At 41.3% G+C, this 20,112-nt stretch carries 16 protein-coding genes and 2 pseudogenes; 7 read left to right on the top strand and 11 right to left on the bottom strand.

The genetic code is table 11. The features are described from left to right. The first annotated feature begins 104 nt into the window (after positions 1-104). The gene (locus RMX69_RS12640; RefSeq protein WP_322637652.1) at positions 105-1,838 is read left to right on the top strand and encodes an NFACT family protein; all 1,734 of its coding nucleotides are present in this window, start codon (positions 105-107) and stop codon (positions 1,836-1,838) included. 131 nt (positions 1,839-1,969) lie between these two features. On the opposite strand, the gene tnpA is transcribed toward RMX69_RS12640, so the two are convergent. Together tnpA and RMX69_RS12630 are read right to left on the bottom strand one after the other, a co-directional pair. Then, positions 1,970-2,380 carry an IS200/IS605 family transposase gene (gene tnpA / locus RMX69_RS12635; protein ID WP_322637651.1) on the bottom strand — a complete coding sequence of 137 codons (411 nt, stop codon included), beginning with the start codon at positions 2,378-2,380 and terminating at the stop codon, positions 1,970-1,972. Positions 2,381-2,782: 402 nt separating this feature from the next. Next, on the bottom strand, positions 2,783-5,413 hold the full coding sequence (locus RMX69_RS12630; protein WP_322637650.1) for a DNA polymerase III subunit alpha: 2,631 nt from the start codon (positions 5,411-5,413) through the stop codon (positions 2,783-2,785). A gap of 193 nt (positions 5,414-5,606) precedes the next feature. Here RMX69_RS12630 and RMX69_RS12625 point away from each other — a divergent pair, with 193 nt between their 5' ends. Then, the gene (locus tag RMX69_RS12625; protein ID WP_289799340.1) at positions 5,607-6,899 is read left to right on the top strand and encodes a dicarboxylate/amino acid:cation symporter; all 1,293 of its coding nucleotides are present in this window, start codon (positions 5,607-5,609) and stop codon (positions 6,897-6,899) included. 40 nt (positions 6,900-6,939) lie between these two features. On the opposite strand, the gene RMX69_RS12620 is transcribed toward RMX69_RS12625, so the two are convergent. Next, on the bottom strand, positions 6,940-7,119 hold the full coding sequence (locus RMX69_RS12620) for a hypothetical protein (protein WP_289799339.1): 180 nt from the start codon (positions 7,117-7,119) through the stop codon (positions 6,940-6,942). A 430-nt stretch (positions 7,120-7,549) separates the two neighbouring features. Beyond that, positions 7,550-10,231 carry a U32 family peptidase gene (locus RMX69_RS12615; protein ID WP_322637649.1) on the bottom strand — a complete coding sequence of 894 codons (2,682 nt, stop codon included), beginning with the start codon at positions 10,229-10,231 and terminating at the stop codon, positions 7,550-7,552. 242 nt (positions 10,232-10,473) lie between these two features. On the opposite strand from RMX69_RS12615, the pseudogene RMX69_RS12610 reads away from it, so the two are divergent. From RMX69_RS12610 to RMX69_RS12595, 4 genes and pseudogenes are all read left to right on the top strand, one after another. After that, positions 10,474-10,890: pseudogene (locus RMX69_RS12610) on the top strand (XisH family protein). Then, complete coding sequence (locus RMX69_RS12605) at positions 10,878-11,210, top strand: XisI protein (RefSeq protein ID WP_322637648.1); 333 nt, start codon at positions 10,878-10,880, stop codon at positions 11,208-11,210. The pseudogene RMX69_RS12610 and the gene RMX69_RS12605 overlap by 13 nt, the downstream one beginning before the upstream one ends. A gap of 244 nt (positions 11,211-11,454) precedes the next feature. Further along, on the top strand, positions 11,455-12,594 hold the full coding sequence (locus tag RMX69_RS12600; protein WP_322637647.1) for a hypothetical protein: 1,140 nt from the start codon (positions 11,455-11,457) through the stop codon (positions 12,592-12,594). A gap of 130 nt (positions 12,595-12,724) precedes the next feature. Further along, entirely contained in the window at positions 12,725-14,029 is a 1,305-nt protein-coding gene (locus RMX69_RS12595) for a hypothetical protein (RefSeq protein WP_322637646.1), read from the top strand. A gap of 123 nt (positions 14,030-14,152) precedes the next feature. On the opposite strand, the gene RMX69_RS12590 is transcribed toward RMX69_RS12595, so the two are convergent. The 7 genes from RMX69_RS12590 to RMX69_RS12560 all read right to left on the bottom strand — a co-directional run bounded on the left by RMX69_RS12590 (position 14,153) and on the right by RMX69_RS12560 (position 19,629). Further along, positions 14,153-14,551, bottom strand: a complete 399-nt coding sequence (locus tag RMX69_RS12590; protein WP_322637645.1) for a type II toxin-antitoxin system VapC family toxin — start codon at positions 14,549-14,551, stop codon at positions 14,153-14,155. Next, positions 14,538-14,801: an AbrB/MazE/SpoVT family DNA-binding domain-containing protein gene (locus RMX69_RS12585; protein ID WP_322637644.1), complete on the bottom strand. Its 264-nt coding sequence runs from the start codon at positions 14,799-14,801 to the stop codon at positions 14,538-14,540. The genes RMX69_RS12590 and RMX69_RS12585 overlap by 14 nt, the downstream gene beginning before the upstream one ends. Before the next feature lie 172 nt (positions 14,802-14,973). Continuing rightward, entirely contained in the window at positions 14,974-16,377 is a 1,404-nt protein-coding gene (locus tag RMX69_RS12580) for a ferredoxin:protochlorophyllide reductase (ATP-dependent) subunit N (protein ID WP_163939065.1), read from the bottom strand. 200 nt (positions 16,378-16,577) lie between these two features. After that, positions 16,578-17,369, bottom strand: a complete 792-nt coding sequence (locus tag RMX69_RS12575) for a DUF5331 domain-containing protein (protein ID WP_289799332.1) — start codon at positions 17,367-17,369, stop codon at positions 16,578-16,580. Between the two features lie 32 nt (positions 17,370-17,401). Further along, positions 17,402-18,268, bottom strand: coding sequence for a ferredoxin:protochlorophyllide reductase (ATP-dependent) iron-sulfur ATP-binding protein (bchL, locus tag RMX69_RS12570; protein WP_069070723.1), 867 nt, complete (start codon positions 18,266-18,268; stop codon positions 17,402-17,404). A 663-nt stretch (positions 18,269-18,931) separates the two neighbouring features. Then, positions 18,932-19,186 (bottom strand): TIGR02450 family Trp-rich protein, encoded by a 255-nt coding sequence (locus RMX69_RS12565; protein ID WP_289799331.1) that lies wholly within the window; start codon positions 19,184-19,186, stop codon positions 18,932-18,934. 68 nt (positions 19,187-19,254) lie between these two features. Then, positions 19,255-19,629, bottom strand: coding sequence for a hypothetical protein (locus RMX69_RS12560; RefSeq protein ID WP_289799330.1), 375 nt, complete (start codon positions 19,627-19,629; stop codon positions 19,255-19,257). Between the two features lie 96 nt (positions 19,630-19,725). On the opposite strand from RMX69_RS12560, the pseudogene RMX69_RS12555 reads away from it, so the two are divergent. Next, positions 19,726-19,998: pseudogene (locus RMX69_RS12555) on the top strand (ACP S-malonyltransferase); the annotation flags it as partial. Positions 19,999-20,112 lie beyond the last annotated feature (114 nt).

The raw sequence follows: 20,112 nt of genomic DNA, 5'->3' as shown, positions 1-20,112 counted from the left end.
CCAAACCAAGTAACCGCTATGATAGTTGAGGTCTGTTATGCTTTAACTAAACAAAAATAAAAGCATAGCGATCGCTACCATTTGAATGTTAAAAACTAATCGCTTTGCAACCAGTTGACTTTACCACTCTCACAGCTGCTTGTAGCGAAATCCGCGCTAACTGGCTACCATCACGCTTAGAACAGGTTTACCAGCGCGATCGCTACACGATTGCGATGGCATTACGCACCCTACAACAGCGAGATTGGCTACAGATTTCTTGGCATCCCCAAGCTGCCCATATTTGTATTGGTGATCCGCCACCGCGATCGCCAGATACCTTTACCTTTAGTCAACAATTAATACACCAATTGGGTGGTTTAGCACTGGTGGCGATTGAAGCGATCGCTCCTTGGGAGCGTGTGATTGATTTGCAATTTGCCCGTCGTCCCGGAGAAAGCGCCCTGTATCATGTCTATGCAGAAATCATGGGCAAGTATAGCAACGTTATTCTCACCGACGCTAACAATATAATTATCACCGCCGCCCATCAAGTCAGTCAGCAACAATCTAGTGTCCGTCCCATCCAAACCGGACAACCTTATGAAACCCCACCGAAACTGACTGGAACTGTCCCCAGTTTGGGCGAATCTCAAGAACGTTGGCAAGAACGGGTAAGTTTAGTCCCAGGAGCAATCAAGCGGCAATTGCTCAAAAGTTATAGTGGCTTAAGTGCTGCACTAGTGGAGTTAATGCTGCTAGAAGCAAATATCGCGCCAGAAACATCCACCGATACTCTCAACCCCGACGACTGGGGACGGTTGTTTGAGCGTTGGCAAGAATGGCTGCAAGCACTAGATTCCAAAGAATTTCAACCCGCTTGGACAAAAGATGGTTACACCGTAATGGGTTGGGGTGCAGTTGAAAAGGTCAAAAATATCCAGGAGTTACTTAACCGATACTACAGTAACCAAATTGACCAACAGTTATTTTCTCAATTGCGCCATCAGTTGAGTCAGAAATTAAATAATATTCTGACGAAATTACGGAATAAAGCTCAAACCTTTCAGACGCGCTTGCAGCAATCAGATCAAGCCGATGAGTATCGACAGAAAGCTGATTTATTGATGGCTCATTTGCAAAACTGGGAACCGGGGATGAAAGAAATTATCCTTGCTGATTTTGAGACAAATTTGCCAATTGCGATCGCACTTCAGCCAGATAAAAATGCCGTCCAAAATGCCCAAAGTCTTTACAAACAGCACCAAAAGCTCAAACGCGCTCGTGCTGCCGTAGAACCGCTACTATTGGAAGTGCAGACAGAAATTGAGTATTTAGAACAAGTAGAAGCTGCGATAAGCCAAATAGATAATTACCAAACAGCAGAAGATTTGCGAGCTTTAGAAGAAATCCGTGAAGAGTTGATTGGGCAAAAGTATCTGGAAGATCCAGAATATCGCAGCCGCAGTGCCAATGAACCCCCCAGCACCAACTTTCATCGTTACCTTACCCCCAGTGGCTTTGAAGTATTAATCGGTCGTAACAACCGCCAAAATGATCAATTAACCTTTCGTGTAGCAGGGGATTATGACATCTGGTTCCACGCTCAAGAAATTCCAGGAAGCCATGTGTTACTACGTCTAGAACCCGGTGCTGTTGCAGAAGAAGGTGATTTGCAATTTGTAGCTAATCTTGCTGCATACTACAGTCGCGCCCGTCAAAGCGATCAAGTGCCAGTAGTTTACACTCAGCCAAAACACGTCTACAAACCCAAAGGAGCAAAACCGGGAATTGCCATTTATAAGCAGGAAACTATACTTTGGGGAAAACCGCAATTAACAATTCAAAATTCAAAATGACGCTCTTTACTTCACCAAAACCTAAATCAGTTATTTTAGTTTTTCTCCGCTTACTTTTTTCTCTGGGTGCAAATTGATTAAATTAATCAGCTTTGAGTTGCCCGTAGATATTAGCAGTTTCTTTTTCTTGGTTATGCGCCTGCTTTTTCTAAATGGGAATTTACTGTGCCTTCAAGATGATGTATTTTTTGATTTTGAACATATATAACAGCTTGCTCAAGTTGCTTACTGCCCAAAGAAAATATACCATATCCTTCTTGCCAAGTAAATTTTTCTGATGTAGGGTAAAGATTGTGATTGAAATGGTGAGAACTACTTACTTTAATTTTTTTCACAAACTCTGCGATCGCTATTGTCGGCGGGATAGATACTACTAAATGTATGTGGTCTTCAATACCTCCAATGGCATGGAGTCTACAATTTAAACTATTGGATTTATTAATGATGTAATTATAAAGCTCAGTTTCTTTATCGGAGGTAATTAGAGGTTGGCGTTTTTTTATTGCCCAAACAATATGATAATAAAGTCGCCACAGAGACATAATATTTTTTAAATTTTGTATTTATTTACATACATTTATGTTTCCCATATTGCTGGAAAAAATTATCATATTAGCAGTGTCCGTAAGCCAGCCAGAAGGCAGCAGCCAGCCAGGGAATGAAATTCCCTGAAAGCTAAAGTCGTCTGAAGACGACTATGTGAAACTAGTGAATAATTAAACCAAGTTTTTTCTAGTCCTCTTCTAGAGGACTTGCACCATTAGACAGGGAATTCTATTCCCTGGCGGTTTGGTTGCTAAACTGGCGGTTTGGTTGCTAAACCAATGAATTTGGTTAGCGGGATGCCACCAACTAAAACCCATCAAACCCTGGTATTATTGGCGCATCTTCTTTAATTTTACGCGGTTTCCACCCCACAATAGTTAAAACTAATACCCCTCATCTCAATTCGGTAAACCCTCTACCCGCATCAAATCCAATTCCCGTTCAAATATTTCATCAATTGGCAACATTTGACCATCAACAGTCATAAATTTATGGTCTTTTGTAGCCCGAATTATTGAACCATCTTCCAAACAATATTCAAATACCTCTTGTTGTCCGCGATCGTGCCACTGTGCCACAGGTTGCGTATAAATATTTCCATTATTATCAACGCTGTACACATTACATTCAATGCCTTTTTCTACAATTTCTCCAATCGGCATTAATCCATATTCTACTGTCAATATTTCCGTGTCATAACTTAAACAATATTCAGCAAACTTCAACATTTGCTCAAATAATTCATCCGCAACTTTTTTCTGAACACCATTTTTCGCTGCGCCATCTACGAATTTTTCTCGCTGCTTTTGCATCTCCGAAACTTTCTTTTTACCCATCGCCCGACGCAGCAAGTCAGCTTGTCCTAAAGAATATCCAGCCATATCCTGAGCAATTTTCATGATTTGCTCTTGATAGACCATAATTCCATAGGTTTCGTCTAATATTGGTTCCAGAACTTGGTGTTGATAATCAATTTTTTCTCGACCATGTTTGCGGTTAATAAATTTAGGTATCAGTCCCGCATCTAATGGGCCCGGTCGATAAAGTGCCAAAATTGAAGAAATATCTTCTATATTAGAAGGTTTCAAATCTCGCACGATCTGACGCATACCAGAAGATTCTAATTGAAATATTCCTTCTAACTCACCTGCTTCTAATAACTCATAAGTTTTTTGGACATCTTTAGGTAAACTGCTATGTTCACCTTTAGCTAATATCCTCTGGGCTTTTCTTTCTTGGCGAGGAATTTCATCAGGATCAACCCGATATCCTCTCGTTTCTTGAATCAAATCTACAGTTTTTTGAATCAGCGTCAGGTTCCGCAAACCCAGAAAATCCATTTTCAACAAACCCATTGATTCCAAGTCTTCCATGAAATATTGGGTAATTACAGAACCGTCATTATTCTTCTGTAGCGGGACAATTTCATCAAGTGGATCGGCAGAAATTACCACACCTGCTGCATGAACACCAAAAGTTTTGTTAGTTCCTTCAATTCGCATTGCCATATCAAGCCAATGGCGAACATGGGGTTCTTTATCATATTTATCTTTAAACTCTGGTTCTGGAGTTTTATCGGAAACCATTACCTTGAGTTTCGTTGGTTTTCCGCGTACCACAGGAATCATTTTCGCCATTTTGTCAGCTTCCCCATAGGGAATATTTAATACTCTGGCGACATCTTTCAAAACTGCTTTAGAAGTTAGGCGGTTAAAAGTAATAATTTGAGCAACTCTATCTGCGCCGTATTTCTCAGTGACATAATCAATAACTTTATCCCGTTGTTCAATACAGAAATCCGTATCAATATCAGGCATGGATTTCCGTTCTGGGTTCAAGAAACGCTCGAATAGTAACCCATGATGTACAGGATCAATATTAGTAATTCGCATCGCATAAGCGACTAATGAACCAGCCGCCGAACCCCGACCTGGCCCTACAGGAATATTATTATCTCTAGCAAATTTGATGTAGTCCCAAACAACTAAAAAGTATTTGGAAAAACCCATCTGCTGAATCATTTTCAGTTCGTATTCCAATCTTTCTTTATAGACGGAATCAACTTCCTGGCGAGATTTGCGATTTAAGCGTTCTAAAAGTCCGTTCCATGCAACATCTTCGGCGTAAGTGTCAGCAGTATGACCAGAGGGAATGGGAGGTGTAGGAATCTGAGGCTCACCCATGATATGGTAAGGCTCGACTTTATCAGCGACTTCTTCCGTAGTTGCGATCGCTTCGGCAATTACATCATCCGGCAAATGGTCGCGAAATAACTGCCGCATCTCTTCACCAGATTTGAGATACTCTGTGCCGCTATAACGCATCCGCTTATCTTCAATAATTAATTTGCCCGTTTGGATACATAGCAAAGCGTCGTGGGCTTCAACGTCGAAACAAGAAATAAAATGTGAATCATTAGTCGCAATAATTTTAATGCCTAACTCCCTAGCAATTTTAACTATTTCAACATTCACAATTCGGTCTTCTTGGGAGCCGTGGTCTTGAATTTCTAGATAATAATCATCACCAAATACATCTTTATACCACTGAGCAACTTTCCGGGCTGCATCTGGTCTATTACTAAGAATGGCTTGGGGAACTTCTCCACCCAAACAAGCGCTGGTGACAATCAAGCCTTCATGGTATTGTTTTAGTAAATCTTTATTAATACAAGGACGAGAAAAAATTCCTTTGCCTTGAACACCTTGAAGGTGAGAAATTGTAGTTAATTTTACTAAATTTTTGTAACCTTTGGTATTTTTAGCTAAAACAACTTGATGATATTTCGGGCGGCGTTCTTGTTTTTCAATATCGCCATTAATTACATACATTTCATTGCCGATAATCGGCTTAATATTTTGACTACGGCAGATTTTTATTAGTTCAACGGCTCCATACATGACACCATGATCGGTAAGAGCGATCGCTTTCATTCCCAGTGCGATCGCTCGATCTACCAACTCTGGTAGCTGACTTGCCCCATCAAGTAGACTGTAGTCACTGTGAATATGTAAAGGCACAAAGGACATAAGCATCTCCAACCACAAGCCAAGATATCTCTAGGGGCCTACCTTGTGGTATACCCTTTCGAGGCAGATTTTGCAAAGCAACGGAATCTTAGATTAACAGTTTTTAACCAAAATTAAAGCTGTTCTTTTTCGGGAATTATCACTATCATTAGTGTTGTTTTAATAGTTACAGCAGTTAAACAGTACCTAGCCAATGAGTCAAACAGAGAGAACTACTTCGCCTGAAACCAAAGCTAGCCCTTGGTGGCAGCGTATCCCTCTCACGTTGCAAATTCTCATCGCCTTAGTAGCAGCGGTCAGCGTCGGAATTACCCTTGGTGCAGGGAATCCCAATCCTAGCAACGCCGCCTTAATCAACAATTTAGCAATTCCGGCTGAATTGGTACTAAAGGCTCTCCGCGCCTTGGCTACACCCCTAATTCTGGTAGCGGTGCTGCATACTTTGATGACTACCAATATCCCTGGTACAGCCGGACGGCGGTTGGCAGTGTTACTTTTAACTAACACTACCGTAGCTATTTTGGTGGGACTGTTCGTAGCCAATGTACTGCGTCCGGGGACTTGGGGCAATGTAAACACCTCAATAAGTACGGCAATAACTGCTCAGAGTCTCGATCCTTGGGGAATACTCAAAGATGCTGTACCCGAAGCTGTCCTCAAGCCATTGGTTGATAATAATGTCATCCAGCTGATTGTGATTGCCCTAAGTTTTGGCATCGTCCTGCGGGGCTTAAAATCTGAACAAATCGCCCAAGGGAAGAATGGATTCCAGCCGATAGAGGATGTCATCGGAATTTTATTTGAAGCGGTAGTCCGCATCCTCAACTGGGTAATTGCTTTAGTGCCGTTCGCAGTCTTTGGGATTGTGGCTAAAACTATTGCGATGCAGGGCTTTGCCCCATTTAAATCTTTAGGTGCATTTATCGTCGCCGTATTATTAGCACTGGTATTGCAGGCTTGCTACTACCTGATCAGAGTAAAATTTGGTTCTTGGGTACACCCGCTAAAATTCCTAGCTGGTGGTTCTGATGCGTTTTTGACAGCTTTCTCAACTTCTTCCTCTGCGGCAGCAATGCCCATAACCTTTGAGGTTTTGCAAACAAAAGTCGGTTTAAGGGAATCTTCTGCTGCCTTGGGGGCATTAGTTGGGGCAAATTTTAATAATGATGGTACTGCCCTCTATGAAGCAATGTCTGCGTTGTATATTTCCCAACTAATTGGGCAACATTTGAGTCTGACACAGCAGTTAATTGTCATCCTTACCTCGATTTTTGCATCGGTAGGTGCGGCAAATATTCCCAATGCGGGACTGGTAACGATGACACTGGTGTTCACTTCTGTCGGCTTACCTACCCAGTACATCGCTTTGCTAGTTACTGTAGACTGGTTTTTGGATCGCTGCCGTACCGCGATTAATGTTATGGGAGATATGACTGTTAGCGCTCTACTTGACGGCAAAAAGCCACGTTCTGTAGACGAGGCTTAGTTTGCCAGCTTTTATTTGAGTTCAGCAGCTTGTCAAATATCTAATGCTGTTGAGGTCCTTTGGCGTCACATGCTTTAGTCCAGCAACGTTCTAAAAGTTGCAGACGCCAGATCAATACAAAGCGTTGGGGATTCAATACTAATTTAGTATCGCTACTAAATAAGGGCTGGTTCAGATACTGCCAAAGAGGAAATTTAATTTTGGTGTGTTTTGGAGTCATAAGAACAAGAAAAATAATATAAAAGTTGTGTCTAGGAATTACCTAATACTGTTTTTCTAGTTAAAGGCTACCCTGCGTTTTTGCTATTGTCTTTGTGGCAATTGCGGAATTCCAGCAAGTGAATTTATGTTGTTTACGCTTTAATACTGAAATTGCGCGCACCATTTTTCTGATTCCATATCCAGTGAAATCTTATGACTTTTCTCAAGATTGCGTGAGATTATCTTTTGCTATACAAGTCTTGAAGTCTGTTTGTAGCTTAGACTACTATTTTTTATTTTTCAGCAAGCCCTATTTAAGTTTGTATGTAAATTTATGTAACTAATGATTTTGATATGTAATTTAAATGTGGAACAGCTTATCCCCTACATTCCCAGAATTAAACTTGACTGCTAAACAGATTTTTCAAGCTGGGCGTTCAGAAAATCAATTATGACCGCAGTGCTGACACTCCCATCGGGCCACGAGTCACGCCTAATTGATTTTGCAACTTCAATTCACGCCAGAGTTGGGAACCAGTAATTTCGCCTTGCAATAATTGACTATAAAAATATATTGTTTTACTCACTTGCTCTGGTGTTTCATTCACAAACTCGATGCGAAAGTGACGTAATCCCAGTTCTATAAGGCGCTGTACGTACTCGGCTCCCGTTTGAGCAGTGCCGTTAAATACAGTATTACGGCAACCTACATCTGCTTTGATGACGTGTTCGCTGCCTACACGGTCTTTTAATTTCACTTCCTGTTTTTCACAAGGTCGTCCACAGTTGGTGTAATCTGTACCCGTCGAGAGAAAGGCGCAAAAAACACAATGTTCCATGTGAAACATTGGTATATGTTGATGGATTGTCACTTCAAACCACTGGGGTGGACAACTGGTGAGCAGGTCTTGCAGTTGGGTAATATTCAGGTCATAGGATGCCGTCAGCCGTTCTAAACCAAAGTGTTGCTGAAAGTAGTCTGCTGTTAAGGGATTAGCAACGTTGAGCGAAAAATCTCCAATGCAACGGTCTTGAGCAAAGAATTGCAATTGGTCATAGTTCCGTATCAGATAGCCATCTGCTTCCGAGGCACGTACTTGCTGTAAAATCCAATTTTCCCCCGGTTTAGTAATTCGGGGTGGTGCAACCCAAATTGTGGGAAGTTGGGAGTTAGGAGCGATGCCCTGAGCCTGTCGAAGGGTTAGGAGTGCTGAGTTATGAGTTAAAAGTGAAGAATTTTCTGCTTTGTTTTTTTGCTGTTGCTGGCGCACCATTTGCACCGCTTCTTGGTAGGCACGGGGGTCTTCAAATTCACAGTACAGTGTTTCAACACCAGCTTTGAGGGCGGCTTGGAGTTGCTTGAGATTTCGTACTAGGACGATGAGTGAGGGAGATGTAGCTTTAGCTTCCCGCAGGGTGGGAGATGAGGGGAGTAAGTTTTGGAAAGAGACATCACAATGTAATTGCCAGCGTTTGGGTTGACTTCGCAATTCTTCCAACTGTGCTACGATTTCCCGCCGCATCCGGTTTAATTCACTTACGGGTAGCATAATAGCACCGCTGAGGTGGTTGGTTAGTGTTCCTAAACAGAAAGGGGTGTTACCCAAACGACCAAATTGTTCTTGTAAACGGTCTGTATCTAGGGGTTTGGTGTGCGCTTCAACTAGTGAAATTGCGGACTCTACCTGTACAATATTACCAAGTTGATCACGAGCGATCGCAATCAACGCCTGACCAACTTCTCCATAAACCTCCAATTCAATGGGACGCTGAAATTGGGGATTCTCTCCAGCAAAACTCTGACGTAGTTGCTTATCTAATTCTGGATCGCTGGTTTTCCAAATGCGATCGCCTATATGCACTCGGCGCAGGTTCAAGTCATTTCGACCAAAGGTCAGCATGGTTTCATTACCTTTGTGTACCACAGCATAAACCCGGCCACCTTCTTCCTTCGCCTCTGGATGACCGCAGTCAAACACAATTCCATCCCCTGGTTTGACAGGCGCTTCCAATTTGACTGTTACCTGTTCGTTGTGAATGCGGCTGACTTCACCTAAATAAACCCCACGTTTTTTACCAAAGCGGGCGTGAACTAGTTCTTGATTATTAATCCCGCCAAACCAACCCGTGTAAAGTCCGCGAGAAAATGCCATCTCTAAGTTGTAGTGTTCTTGATCTGTTTGACCTCTCCCCCAGCCCCTCTCCGTTTCGGAGAGGGGAGCTTTTATTCCCCCTTCCCTTGCAGGGAAGGGAGTTAGGGGGTTAGGTCTTTCCAATTGCGTCATTACACTATCCAAAGCTTGCCGATAAACACGGGTGACATTAGCAACATACTCTGGAGCCTTCAAACGACCTTCAATCTTGAGACAAGTTACTCCAGATTTCACCAAATCGGGCAGAACATCTAACCCTGCTAGGTCTTGAGGACTGAGTAAATATTTGCGTTCTTTTAAATTTACAACTTCCCCATCAGCGATTAAATCGTAGGGCATCCGGCAAGCTTGGGCACATTCACCTCGGTTAGCAGAACGTCCGCCTAAAGCCTCACTAGTCAAACACTGGCCGGAATACGCTACACACAAAGCACCGTGAACAAAAACTTCCAAAGGCAGCGACGTTTCCTGTTGGGCAATCTGCTGCTGTATTTTATTGATTTCTTTGAGAGAACATTCACGCGCCAATACCACCAATTGACAGCCAAGAGATTTGGCAAATTCCACCCCAGCCGCACTGTTAATTGTCATTTGCGTGGAAGCATGGATGGGAAAATCGGGCGAAAGTTGACGGATGAGACGGCATATACCGATATCTTGAACGATCGCTGCATCCACACCAGCTGCAATAATTGTGCGGAGATATTGCTGTGCTTCTGCTAGTTCTTTGGGAAATATGAGTGTGTTGACGGTGACATAACCCTTTACGCCCCGACGGTGCAGGAATGCCATCAATTGGGGTAAGTCCGCCTCAGTAAAATTTTGTGCCCGCATTCTGGCGTTAAACCGATCCAAACCGAAGTAAATCGCATCTGCCCCATTTTCCACAGCAGCTTTAGCACATTCCCAATTACCTGCTGGCGCAAGTAATTCAGGACGTTGAAGAGAAAGTTGGGAAGAAGGGCGATCGCTTTTCATCAGATTTAGGAAAGGTTAACTAGCACCATAGTGATTTTATCGAAGTTTGTGGGGAAGGGTGCGATCGCTCTCTCATCTGCGGTTCATTCAATCCTCTTCTTCTCTGCATCTGGAGTAAATAGACAGGCGAGAAGAAACAGAACTATATTAAATTTAGTTAAAAAAAGTTTCACTAGGTTGTCAATATATTAACAAAATGGAAATTCTTAAATCAAGCACCGCCATAAATTGGAATTAAACCTGTGCCTGCTAAAGATGCCTTTCATACAGTTGTCAAAACAGCACTTGAGAAAGATGGCTGGTTAATCACTCACGATACTTATGCTCTACAGGCAGGAACCCTTGAATTATATGTTGATTTAGGAGCAGAAAAAGTTATTGCAGCCGAAAAACAAGGACAAAAAATAGCTGTTTAAATTAAAAGTTTTCTAAGTCCGTCAAAAATTACAGAACTTTATGCTGCATTAGGACAATTTATTATTTACCGAATTGCTTTACAAAAACAAGAAGCTAATCGCACTTTATATTTAGCAGTTCATAGTACTGTTTACAATGAGTTTTTTATCCTTCCATTTATCCAATCTGTAATTAAAACTAATCAACTCTGTTTACTAATTTATAATATTGAACAGGAGGCGATCGCAGAATGGCAAAGCTAAACGAATATCGAGAATATATTAAGAATTTACTTCAACAACACGCCAGTATTGTTTGGGATAATCGTATTCAAGCACAGACAATTTTTGATACAGAACACGATCGTTATCAATTAGTTTATGTAGGTTGGCGCGAACAAGACCGCATATATGGGCCTGTTCTCCATCTAGATATTATTGACGATAAAATCTGGATTCAGCAAGATGGGACAGAGGTAGGAATTGCTAATGAATTGGTTGAATTAGGTGTCCCAAAAGAGGATATTGTTTTAGGTTTTCAGTTACCCTCTGTGCGTAAATATACAGATTTTGCTATTAGTTAGTTGAATTTCTTAAAAATTGCGATCGCTCTCTTGTTTTGCTTCACATCATTGGGTTAAAAAAGAGCGATTGCTTTTCTTTCTTGGCGTCTTGGCGGTTCGTTAAAAAGAGCGATCGCTAGTTTATTAGAAAAACTACAACTCAAATTGGGAATACTAAGTAAAGTGCGGTTATTTGCTGCGGAGAATCCAAGCGACTTTTTGCCAGATATAGCCCTACTGAGTATTTATCAACTTGGAGAAGATTATGACTTTACCAGTGACAGTAACCTTTATGCTTGCTGATTGGATCATTAAAGGAATTGCAGATGGAACATTGGAAAGGGTTGGAGGTGTAATCCGAGAAGTAGGAAGCAAACATATCGTTACGTGGTTACGGGAGGAGGGATCTCCTACTGGAAATCAGTTAGGGGAACTTGGGCGAAGTATGCTACTAACTCAAGGAATTTTGCAGGTAACTAGTGCAGTTAGTATACTTAACTTGGGTGTCTCAGTTATAGGCTTTGCTGTGATAGCACAACGCTTAAAAGAATTAGAGCAACGGCTACAACAAGCACAAAAACTGTTAAATCACATTAACCGTAAAATCGACCTTAGTTTCTATGCTAATTTTCGTGCTGCAATCGAATTAGCAACTAATGCTTTTACAATGACCAAAACTGAAAATCGTAGAAGCAGCGCCCTACAAGCTATTAACCGTTTTTTAGAAGCAGAACATATCTACACTGAATATACTGATATCGAAATTGAGCAAAAAAGCCAAATTGCTGATGAATATCTGCTGACTTTATCTTTAGCCTACCTAGCTGAAGCACATTGCTATTTAGAATTAGAAGAACACGATACAGCACTTCGCCGCTTTCAAGAAGGAGCAATAGTTATTCGTTCTCGTATTCAGAAATATGTGAAGCTTCTGCTTACTTCTAACCCAGCAATATATTTACAGCCTGAGTTCAGAGGTCAGATTGATTTACGGAGGCTAACCCGAATTTACCAATGGCTCGACCCAACTTTAGATGAAAATGCAGTATTTGATAGGCAACGGATGAATCTATTCATGTTGGCTAAAGACCCTAATAAGTGGGTAGAATCGATACCAGCCGCAATTTGGGATTCCAAGGTAGATTGGGTAGGAAAAGCAATTTGGGATGATCCTAAGCCTCAGATTTACGCACGTCTTCCTAAAACTTTGGAACTAATGGAATCTATGATTGAAACCAATCGCCGTTTTGAAGCATATCAAACAGAAATACAAGCAATATCTCAATTAGGAATCAGCTTTCATGACTGGCTTAAATTAACTCCGTCTACAGAAGTTAAACCAGAGGGTGCAAAATTAATGTATATAATTCCATCCAAACCTTTAGAGTTACAGCTTTCCATGTGAATTAGCGCTAGTTGATAAATAGACACTCGAAGTGGGAATACTTAGTCAAGCAGGAGTATTTATTGCCTAGATGTAAAATTGCTTCTCATTAAATATCCTGCGACGGAAGTTTATCAACTAAGAAAAAATTATGAGTTTACCAGTTCAAATTACCTTTACACTTGCACCATATATTGCTAAAGGGTTAGCTCAGGGAGTATATGCACTATGTGGGGGTATAATTCGGGATACTCTAAAAAATAATAATATCATTGGATTTTTAAGAGGGACAACTCCAACCCCTACGAGTTCCTCTAATAACGTACTAAACCTGATTATTTCTGGTGCAAACTTGCTAACTTCAGGAGCAAATATAGCCGTGTCTGCTAACGGATTTAGCAATGTTAACCATCAATTAGATAAGGGATTTAGTGACGTTAACCAGCAACTAAGTAATATTGAAAATAAAATCCAAGCAATTGGAAAACCTTTACAAATAAGTCCAGGCATTTTGCAAATATCTACTGCTGCTAGCGTACTTAATCTGGGAGTATCTGTGATGAGTTTTGCTGTTATATCGCAGCGACTCAATGAGATAGAAAACCAATTAAAACAAGCAGGAGAATTGTTAAATAAAATTAATCGCAAAATTGACCTGAGTTTTTATGCTAACTTCCATGCTGGAATAGAATTAGCACTTAATGCTTTCACGATGACTAAACCTGAAAATCGTAGAAGCAGTGCCTTACAAGCTATCAATCGCTTCTTAGAAGCAGAACATATTTACAAAGATTACACAGTTAATGAACTTTCCCAGAAAAGCCCAATTATTGACAAATATATACTGACATTATCTCTAGCCTATATTGCGGAAGCACGTTGTCACTTAGAACTAGAAGAACATGAGACAGCGCTTCGTCGTTTTCAAGAAGGAGCAAAATTTATCAGGTTGCTGCTTCAAAAATATATTGAACTCATGCTTACTTCTAATCCAGCAGCATACTTACATCCTCAGTTTAAAGGTCAGATTGATTTACATAAACTAACCCAAATTTACCAATGGATTGACCCGAATTTTAATGAAAATACAGTTTTCGAGATGCAACGCGAGAATATGTTTAAACTAACTCAAAGTCATGATGAATGGTTATCATCACTTCCATCGGCAATTGTAGATCGTAGTGAAATTCAATGGGGCATATTCGGAGGAAATCCTACTCCATTCACAGGGAGATTTGAAAAAGAAGCTTACAAACGTCTTCCCCAAGTGTTTGAAGTAATGGAATCTATGATTGAAACCAATCGCCGCTTTGAATCTTACCAAACAGAAGTACAAGCAATATCCCAATTAGGAATCAGCTTTCATGACTGGCTTAAATTAACACCATCTACAGAAATTAAACCAGACGGCGCAGAATTAATGTATATAATTCCATCCAAACCTTTAGAGTTGTAACCTTCCATGTGAACTAAGTACAGCATTTCACTCGTAGCGAATTAAATTTAGCAAGACTCCGCGTTCCTCTGCGTTTAAAAACGCTACTCTTTGAAGTAAAGCTGTATTAAGTTCGCTATTTTCCTAAGTCAAAGGCTTTTTAACTTCACACTGCATCAGCCCCTTGGCTCTTTTGACAAACTTTTCATCGAATGTATAAAATTCAGAACAGTGCTGACTTTGAGCTAGATGAAAAGCATCGGCAAAATCTAAGCCATTTTCATGCCACTGGATTACTTGAACAACTAAACTAAGATTAGTTAGGTAAATATTAGGTAAACCAAACAAGTTTCTCAAAGCTGTACATATCTCATGTGGTTTAAACTTGTATGCAAATCTTAATACCCATTCAGTCTCAAGTATTACGGTATCTGAAATAAAAATATCTTGAGTCTGGAAAATTTCTCTGCTCTTTTGAAACTGTAATTCGTCATCTTGAGTTAAAAATCTAACAATTATTATATTTGTATCAACTGCAATCATGCCACGATTCCTCTACACCTTGGCGAATTGCATTATCCATATCCTCAAGAGTTTTAGGTTTTCCCTGATATTTTAAACAACCTGCTACATCATCTAATTTAGTTTCTGCAAAAGGTTTCTTAGGCTTTAAAAGAATTCCATCACCCATATCAATAATAATAAATTCTTGACCTACTTCCCATTGATGAGCTTCCCGCAAAGATTGGGGAATAATTACTTGTCCTTGGGGAGACAATTTGGTAATTTCCATTAATTTAAGAAGTAAAAAACTAAAAGTAATATAAAAATTTTAGCATTTTTGATTATTCCCATTTCTCCTCTTCCTCTGTCTTCTCTGCGCCTCTGCGGTTAGTAAAAAAAGGACGAACCCAAAAGTTCGCCCCTAACATAGTATTATGCTGTTGCTCAATCCAAACCCAAATCTAAATCTTCGCTTCTTCTCTCACCAACTTATCCCAACCCAAATCTTTCAAATTATTATTCCGACGCAACGGACGAGTCACCAACTCTAACATGTCACGCGCATTCGTAAAGCCGTGAATTTGAGCAAAAGTGAACTCCACCGACCACTTGGTATTAATACCCCGTGCTTCCAATGGGTTAGCGTGAGCCATACCAGTAATTACCAAGTCTGGTTTCAACTCATAAATTCGTTGAAGTTGATTGTAATTATCCGGCTTCTCTACAATCCTTGGCAGGGGTGAATTCATTTCCTGGCAAGTTTTCTCCAACAGCGCCAACTCAGCAGCTTGATAGCGCTTATCCATGTAAGGAATACCGATTTCGTGAACAGTCATCCCACAACGGATTAAGAATCTTGCTTGGGAAATTTCCAGCAAGTTATCACCCATGAAGAATACAGACTTACCGCGAATCAGTTTTACGTAATCTTCCAAGCCTGCCCAAATTTGGGCTTCCCGTTCATCCAAACCCTTGGGAGTAATACCGAACACCGAGCAGATTTTCTCAATCCAAGCGCGAGTGCCATCGGGGCCAATGGGGAAGGGTGCGCCAATGAGTTTACACTTGCGGCGGCGCATTAAGGTGGTAGCAGTGCGGCTGAGGAAGGGGTTGACACCAGCGACATAATACCCTTCTTCCAGTACTGGCAATTCTGTGAAGCGCTTCGCGGGTAGCCAGCCGGAAACTTTGATGCCTTGTTTCTTCAGTTCCAAGGTTAACTGAGTAACTACGGGGTCGGGAAGGGAGCCAAAGAGAACTAAGGGTGGATGATCTACGTACTCAGATTCATCTTGGGCAACATCTTCTTTCTTTTTACCGAAGTTGAGCAATTTTGCGATCGCATTACGTTCACTTTTTTCTGTTTCCGCCACCGGAGCCTTATCAGGGCAACGGTTAGCCATTGCTGCTAATACAGTGTCTTCCCCTTGGGTAAAGGCGTAATCTAGACCATTTGCCCGCGCTACAACGATGGGAATCCCGATTTCAGATTCTAGTTTCGGTGCCAAACCTTCCAAATCTGTTTTGATAATTTCTGTAGTGCAAGTGCCAATCCAGACAATTACACTAGGATTGCGATCGCGTTTAATTTGCAAGCATAACCGCTTTAACTCTTCATAATCACTCAGCTGTGCCGAAATATCGCCTTCTTCCAACTCTGCCATTGCATAGCGGGGTTCAGCAAAAATCATCACCCCCATCGCGTTTTGCAGGAAGTAGCCACAAGTTTTTGTCCCAATCACCAAAAAGAAGCTATCTTCAATTTTTTGATATAACCACGCCACGCAGCTAATTGGGCAAAAGGTATGGTAATTCCCGGTTTCACATTCAAAGCTTAAAGCTTCTGGTTGTTGAGCGACAGTCATTTTGGTTTTTTCTCCCCTTGATATTTAATGGCAGTTCAACCAATTTCAGATTTTAGACTTCGGCTTTGCTCAGTCGAACGATTGATAATTTTGGATTGAAGGCTGGGACAACAAAAGTATCCGCTGTCTAACGACAATTTCCCTAATTCCTCATCCAAAACCCCAAATCTAAACCTTAAAATTGCGAAGAACGGCAATAATTAAGCGTTGGGGAAGAGGCGGGCAATTTCTGATTCATCAAAAACGCCTGCTGGCAGTTCTTCCCCTAAAAAATCGTTATTTTCTTCAGCCTTTTGTAAAGCTGTTTCATCACCCCAGACATCTGATAACACGTCTTTAAACGCATTCTCATCTAGTGGACTATCTCCAAGCCCCTCGTCTTCGTCTTCATCCAGCTTTACTTCCGTTGCAGCTGTTGTATCGAAGGCAATTTCCCCAAACTCATCTGCTTCTATAGAGTTTTGGAGAGACTCATCTTTTGAGTTGTGTCCGTTGGTTAAGGAAATATCGCCAAAGCCATTTTCCGTTTCTTCCAACTCGCTGATTGCCAGGCTTTCATCCTCAGAATCCACCATTGTGAACTCTTCAACTACCGCCACCGCCGCAAAGCCATTTGTATGAGCGTGTGTCAATGTTTCATCTTCAGGCTTTTCATCAATGACATCTGCTGCTTCTTCTACGTATTTCTCTACATCTGGGTTGACGACAAAGCGATTACCGAGAGCTAAATCTGGGTCAAAATGCAAATCCAGCACCTCAATTAGGGTATCGGCGTCAGGATTGAGTTTGGCAAAGGGCAGCATTAACTGCGCTAGTTTTGGCTCTAGGGCGTTAAGAACTCCCAGGATGAGGTAGGAAGGTGGTCGCTTCCCGCCATCAGGGGTGTACACCGATTCCACTTCCATGTGGAGGGTAATCCAGTCTCGATTATTCTGGAAAAATTGCAACCACTTTTGCTTTATTGAATCTGTAAAGCTGTGAAAGAATGCCATGTTATTGTCCCCCATCCTGAGAACTTGGTGATTTATACAATCATCAAGTCTAGTTCCTCTTCTGAATTAGGAACCTGGGGTTTACCCGGATTTAGATAAAAATCGGACAACAAAGCGAACAGCTCCCGATCTGGTGTGTCATTAGGTACAACACCTTCGGGACGGGCTAGAATTTGGTCGGCGATGTTTAGGTAGTAGTCGCAAACGTAGTCTAGGGAAGGATCTTGCTCTGCCATTTCAAACAAAGTTTTGCCTTTCACACGGGAAACGCGGATATCTTCGATTAAAGGTAAAACTTCTAGAACTGGCATGGGCACTGCTTCTATATATTTTTCAATCAAGTCGCGCTTGGAGGTGCGATTGCCAATTAACCCAGCTAGACGCAGTGGGTGAGTTCTTGCTTTTTCGCGGACTGAAGCAGCGATCCGATTGGCAGCAAATAAAGCATCAAAGCCGTTGTCTGTAACAATCAGGCAGTAATCTGCATAGTTGAGTGGTGCTGCAAAACCACCACAAACTACGTCACCCAGAACGTCAAAAAGAATTACATCGTACTCATCAAAGGCGTTGAGTTCTTTAAGTAATTTTACGGTTTCACCGACTACGTAGCCGCCACATCCAGCACCCGCAGGTGGGCCACCAGCTTCTACGCAATCAACACCGCCGTAGCCTTTATAAATTACATCTTCCGGCCAGACATCTTCGTAGTGATAGTCCTTTTCTTGGAGGGTGTCGATAATTGTGGGAATCAAAAACCCAGTCAGGGTGAAGGTACTGTCATGTTTGGGGTCGCAACCAATTTGCAGCACTTTCTTGCCACGTTTAGCTAGGGCGACGGATATATTACAGCTAGTTGTGGATTTACCGATACCACCTTTTCCGTAGACTGCTAGTTTCACTGTTGTTTCCCTCTTATAGCTTCTTGTCAAACTTGTGGCTCAAACATTTGCCTTCACCTTTCCTGAGATGGCGATGCGTGAGGTCTGTTGATGTCATTATTGGGCAAATTACCTAGAAAGGAAAGTGGCTCCTAATCTGTAAAACGGTCTTATACGATGAATTCAATCTTAATTATGCATATTTGGCTTTTTAGCAGCTTTAAAGACTTTAAAAGCCCTTAAAAGAGTTATTAAAAAGTTTTTATTAATTATTTTTATAAAAATAGTTACAAAAAACAAAAAACTGAAATCGGCTTTTTTGAATGCTTTTCATAGAATTAGCTGATGTTATGACAACGTGTTTTCAAGGCATTGGGGCGCATGGTTAAGGTTAAAGAGAGGTATATGCAGCCTGATGCTGGAAATACTACTAGAATTTGCGTTAGCGTAGCTCACCGTTCGCGCAGCGTTCTGCAGGAAAGGTATCGCAGATAAATTGCCAGTTTTCAACCGATAGATAAGACTGTTTAATTGCTGCTTGAGAGTAAGTTAGTGTGATTTTGTAAAAATTTATTAAATTACCAGATATTGTCTAAGATTATTAAAATCTTTCGGCTGCCGCCTTGTTCACAGGCGGCAGACTATTAATGGGCATTCTCAGACAGATACTGGGAAGGAGGCAAATCAGGACACCTCAGTTTCAAGTCCGTGGATTTCCTGTAATGTTTGCCAGCCAGCTTGCCACTGGGAGTTATCTTGTAATAATTTGGCATTTATCCAAAAACGGACTTTCGGATCGCAAGCAGAAACCATTTCGGCATAAACCCACTTAGCCTGATTTTTACGATTGACAACTTGGAAGTGCCGCCAGCCATCAACTTTTCGCTGTGCTGTCCACTTAGAACCAACTAGGTAAGGAAATTTTTGTTTTTTAGTCATTTTTTATTCGTGATTTGTCATTTGTCATTGGGAAAACATTTTCTTTATCCCAAATTTGCAATATTCAATTAAAATGTCACCAAATCACCATTACGGGTAAACTTTTGGCAATGCAACTCACTATCTTGCTGGACACATAGCGAAAACCATCTGATATGGCTCCAGCAAGTGTTGATGTTGTTGGTAATTTTGCGCTTTTTCTTGCAAAGGCGTTGTCTTACAACTTCATTAGGGCAAAGAATTTCTAACGTGCCTGTACCATCTTCGTAATCGACGATGCGAAATAGACAGTCTTGCAACATAGCACGGCTGCTGCTGTCGAAGAACCGCTTAAATCGCTGTAGCTTTTCCCCTTCAGTCATTTGGCTAATGGGTTTTATTTTCAAGAAATCCTCATCCTCAAAATCAAAGTCATCATCTTCAAAGTCGTAGGGGTCAATCATTTTTCAGCATCCACTAAGCGACCTGGAATTATGGTAGCTCTGTGTGGGGGCAAGAGGAGAATAGTAGGGGCAAGGTAAAAGAACTTCATTATCACATCTATTAATAGCAGCGACAGAGTTGTGTGGAGATTTGCTCAAACAAATCAGATGCTCCTACTCACAGCCAATCGCAGAATGAAAGGAAAGGATTCCCTAGAGCAAGTATTGCAGGAAGAAAATACGGCGACTTCGTTTCCTGTGATCACGATTGGAGATACCGATCGAGTTTTGAATGACCCTGATTACCGGCATCTCTGTGTTAACCGCCTACTTGAAATTGTTCTTTATATTGAAAATTACATGGGGACACGTAGAATTTTCATTCCATAAGTTGTTCTGCTTGTTGTGCAATGAAAAAGAATCGCACATAGGAAAATCAGAACTAGGGGAAAATACGACTTTTACAAGACGTGAACACCGATCTAGGCGATCGCTCCCCTCTTC

Source organism: Nostoc sp. EspVER01 (genome assembly GCF_034530635.1).
Lineage (GTDB): Bacteria > Cyanobacteriota > Cyanobacteriia > Cyanobacteriales > Nostocaceae > Nostoc.
The sequence above is the reverse complement of the archived record's forward strand: the minus strand, read 5'-3'. Positions and strand labels throughout refer to the sequence as shown.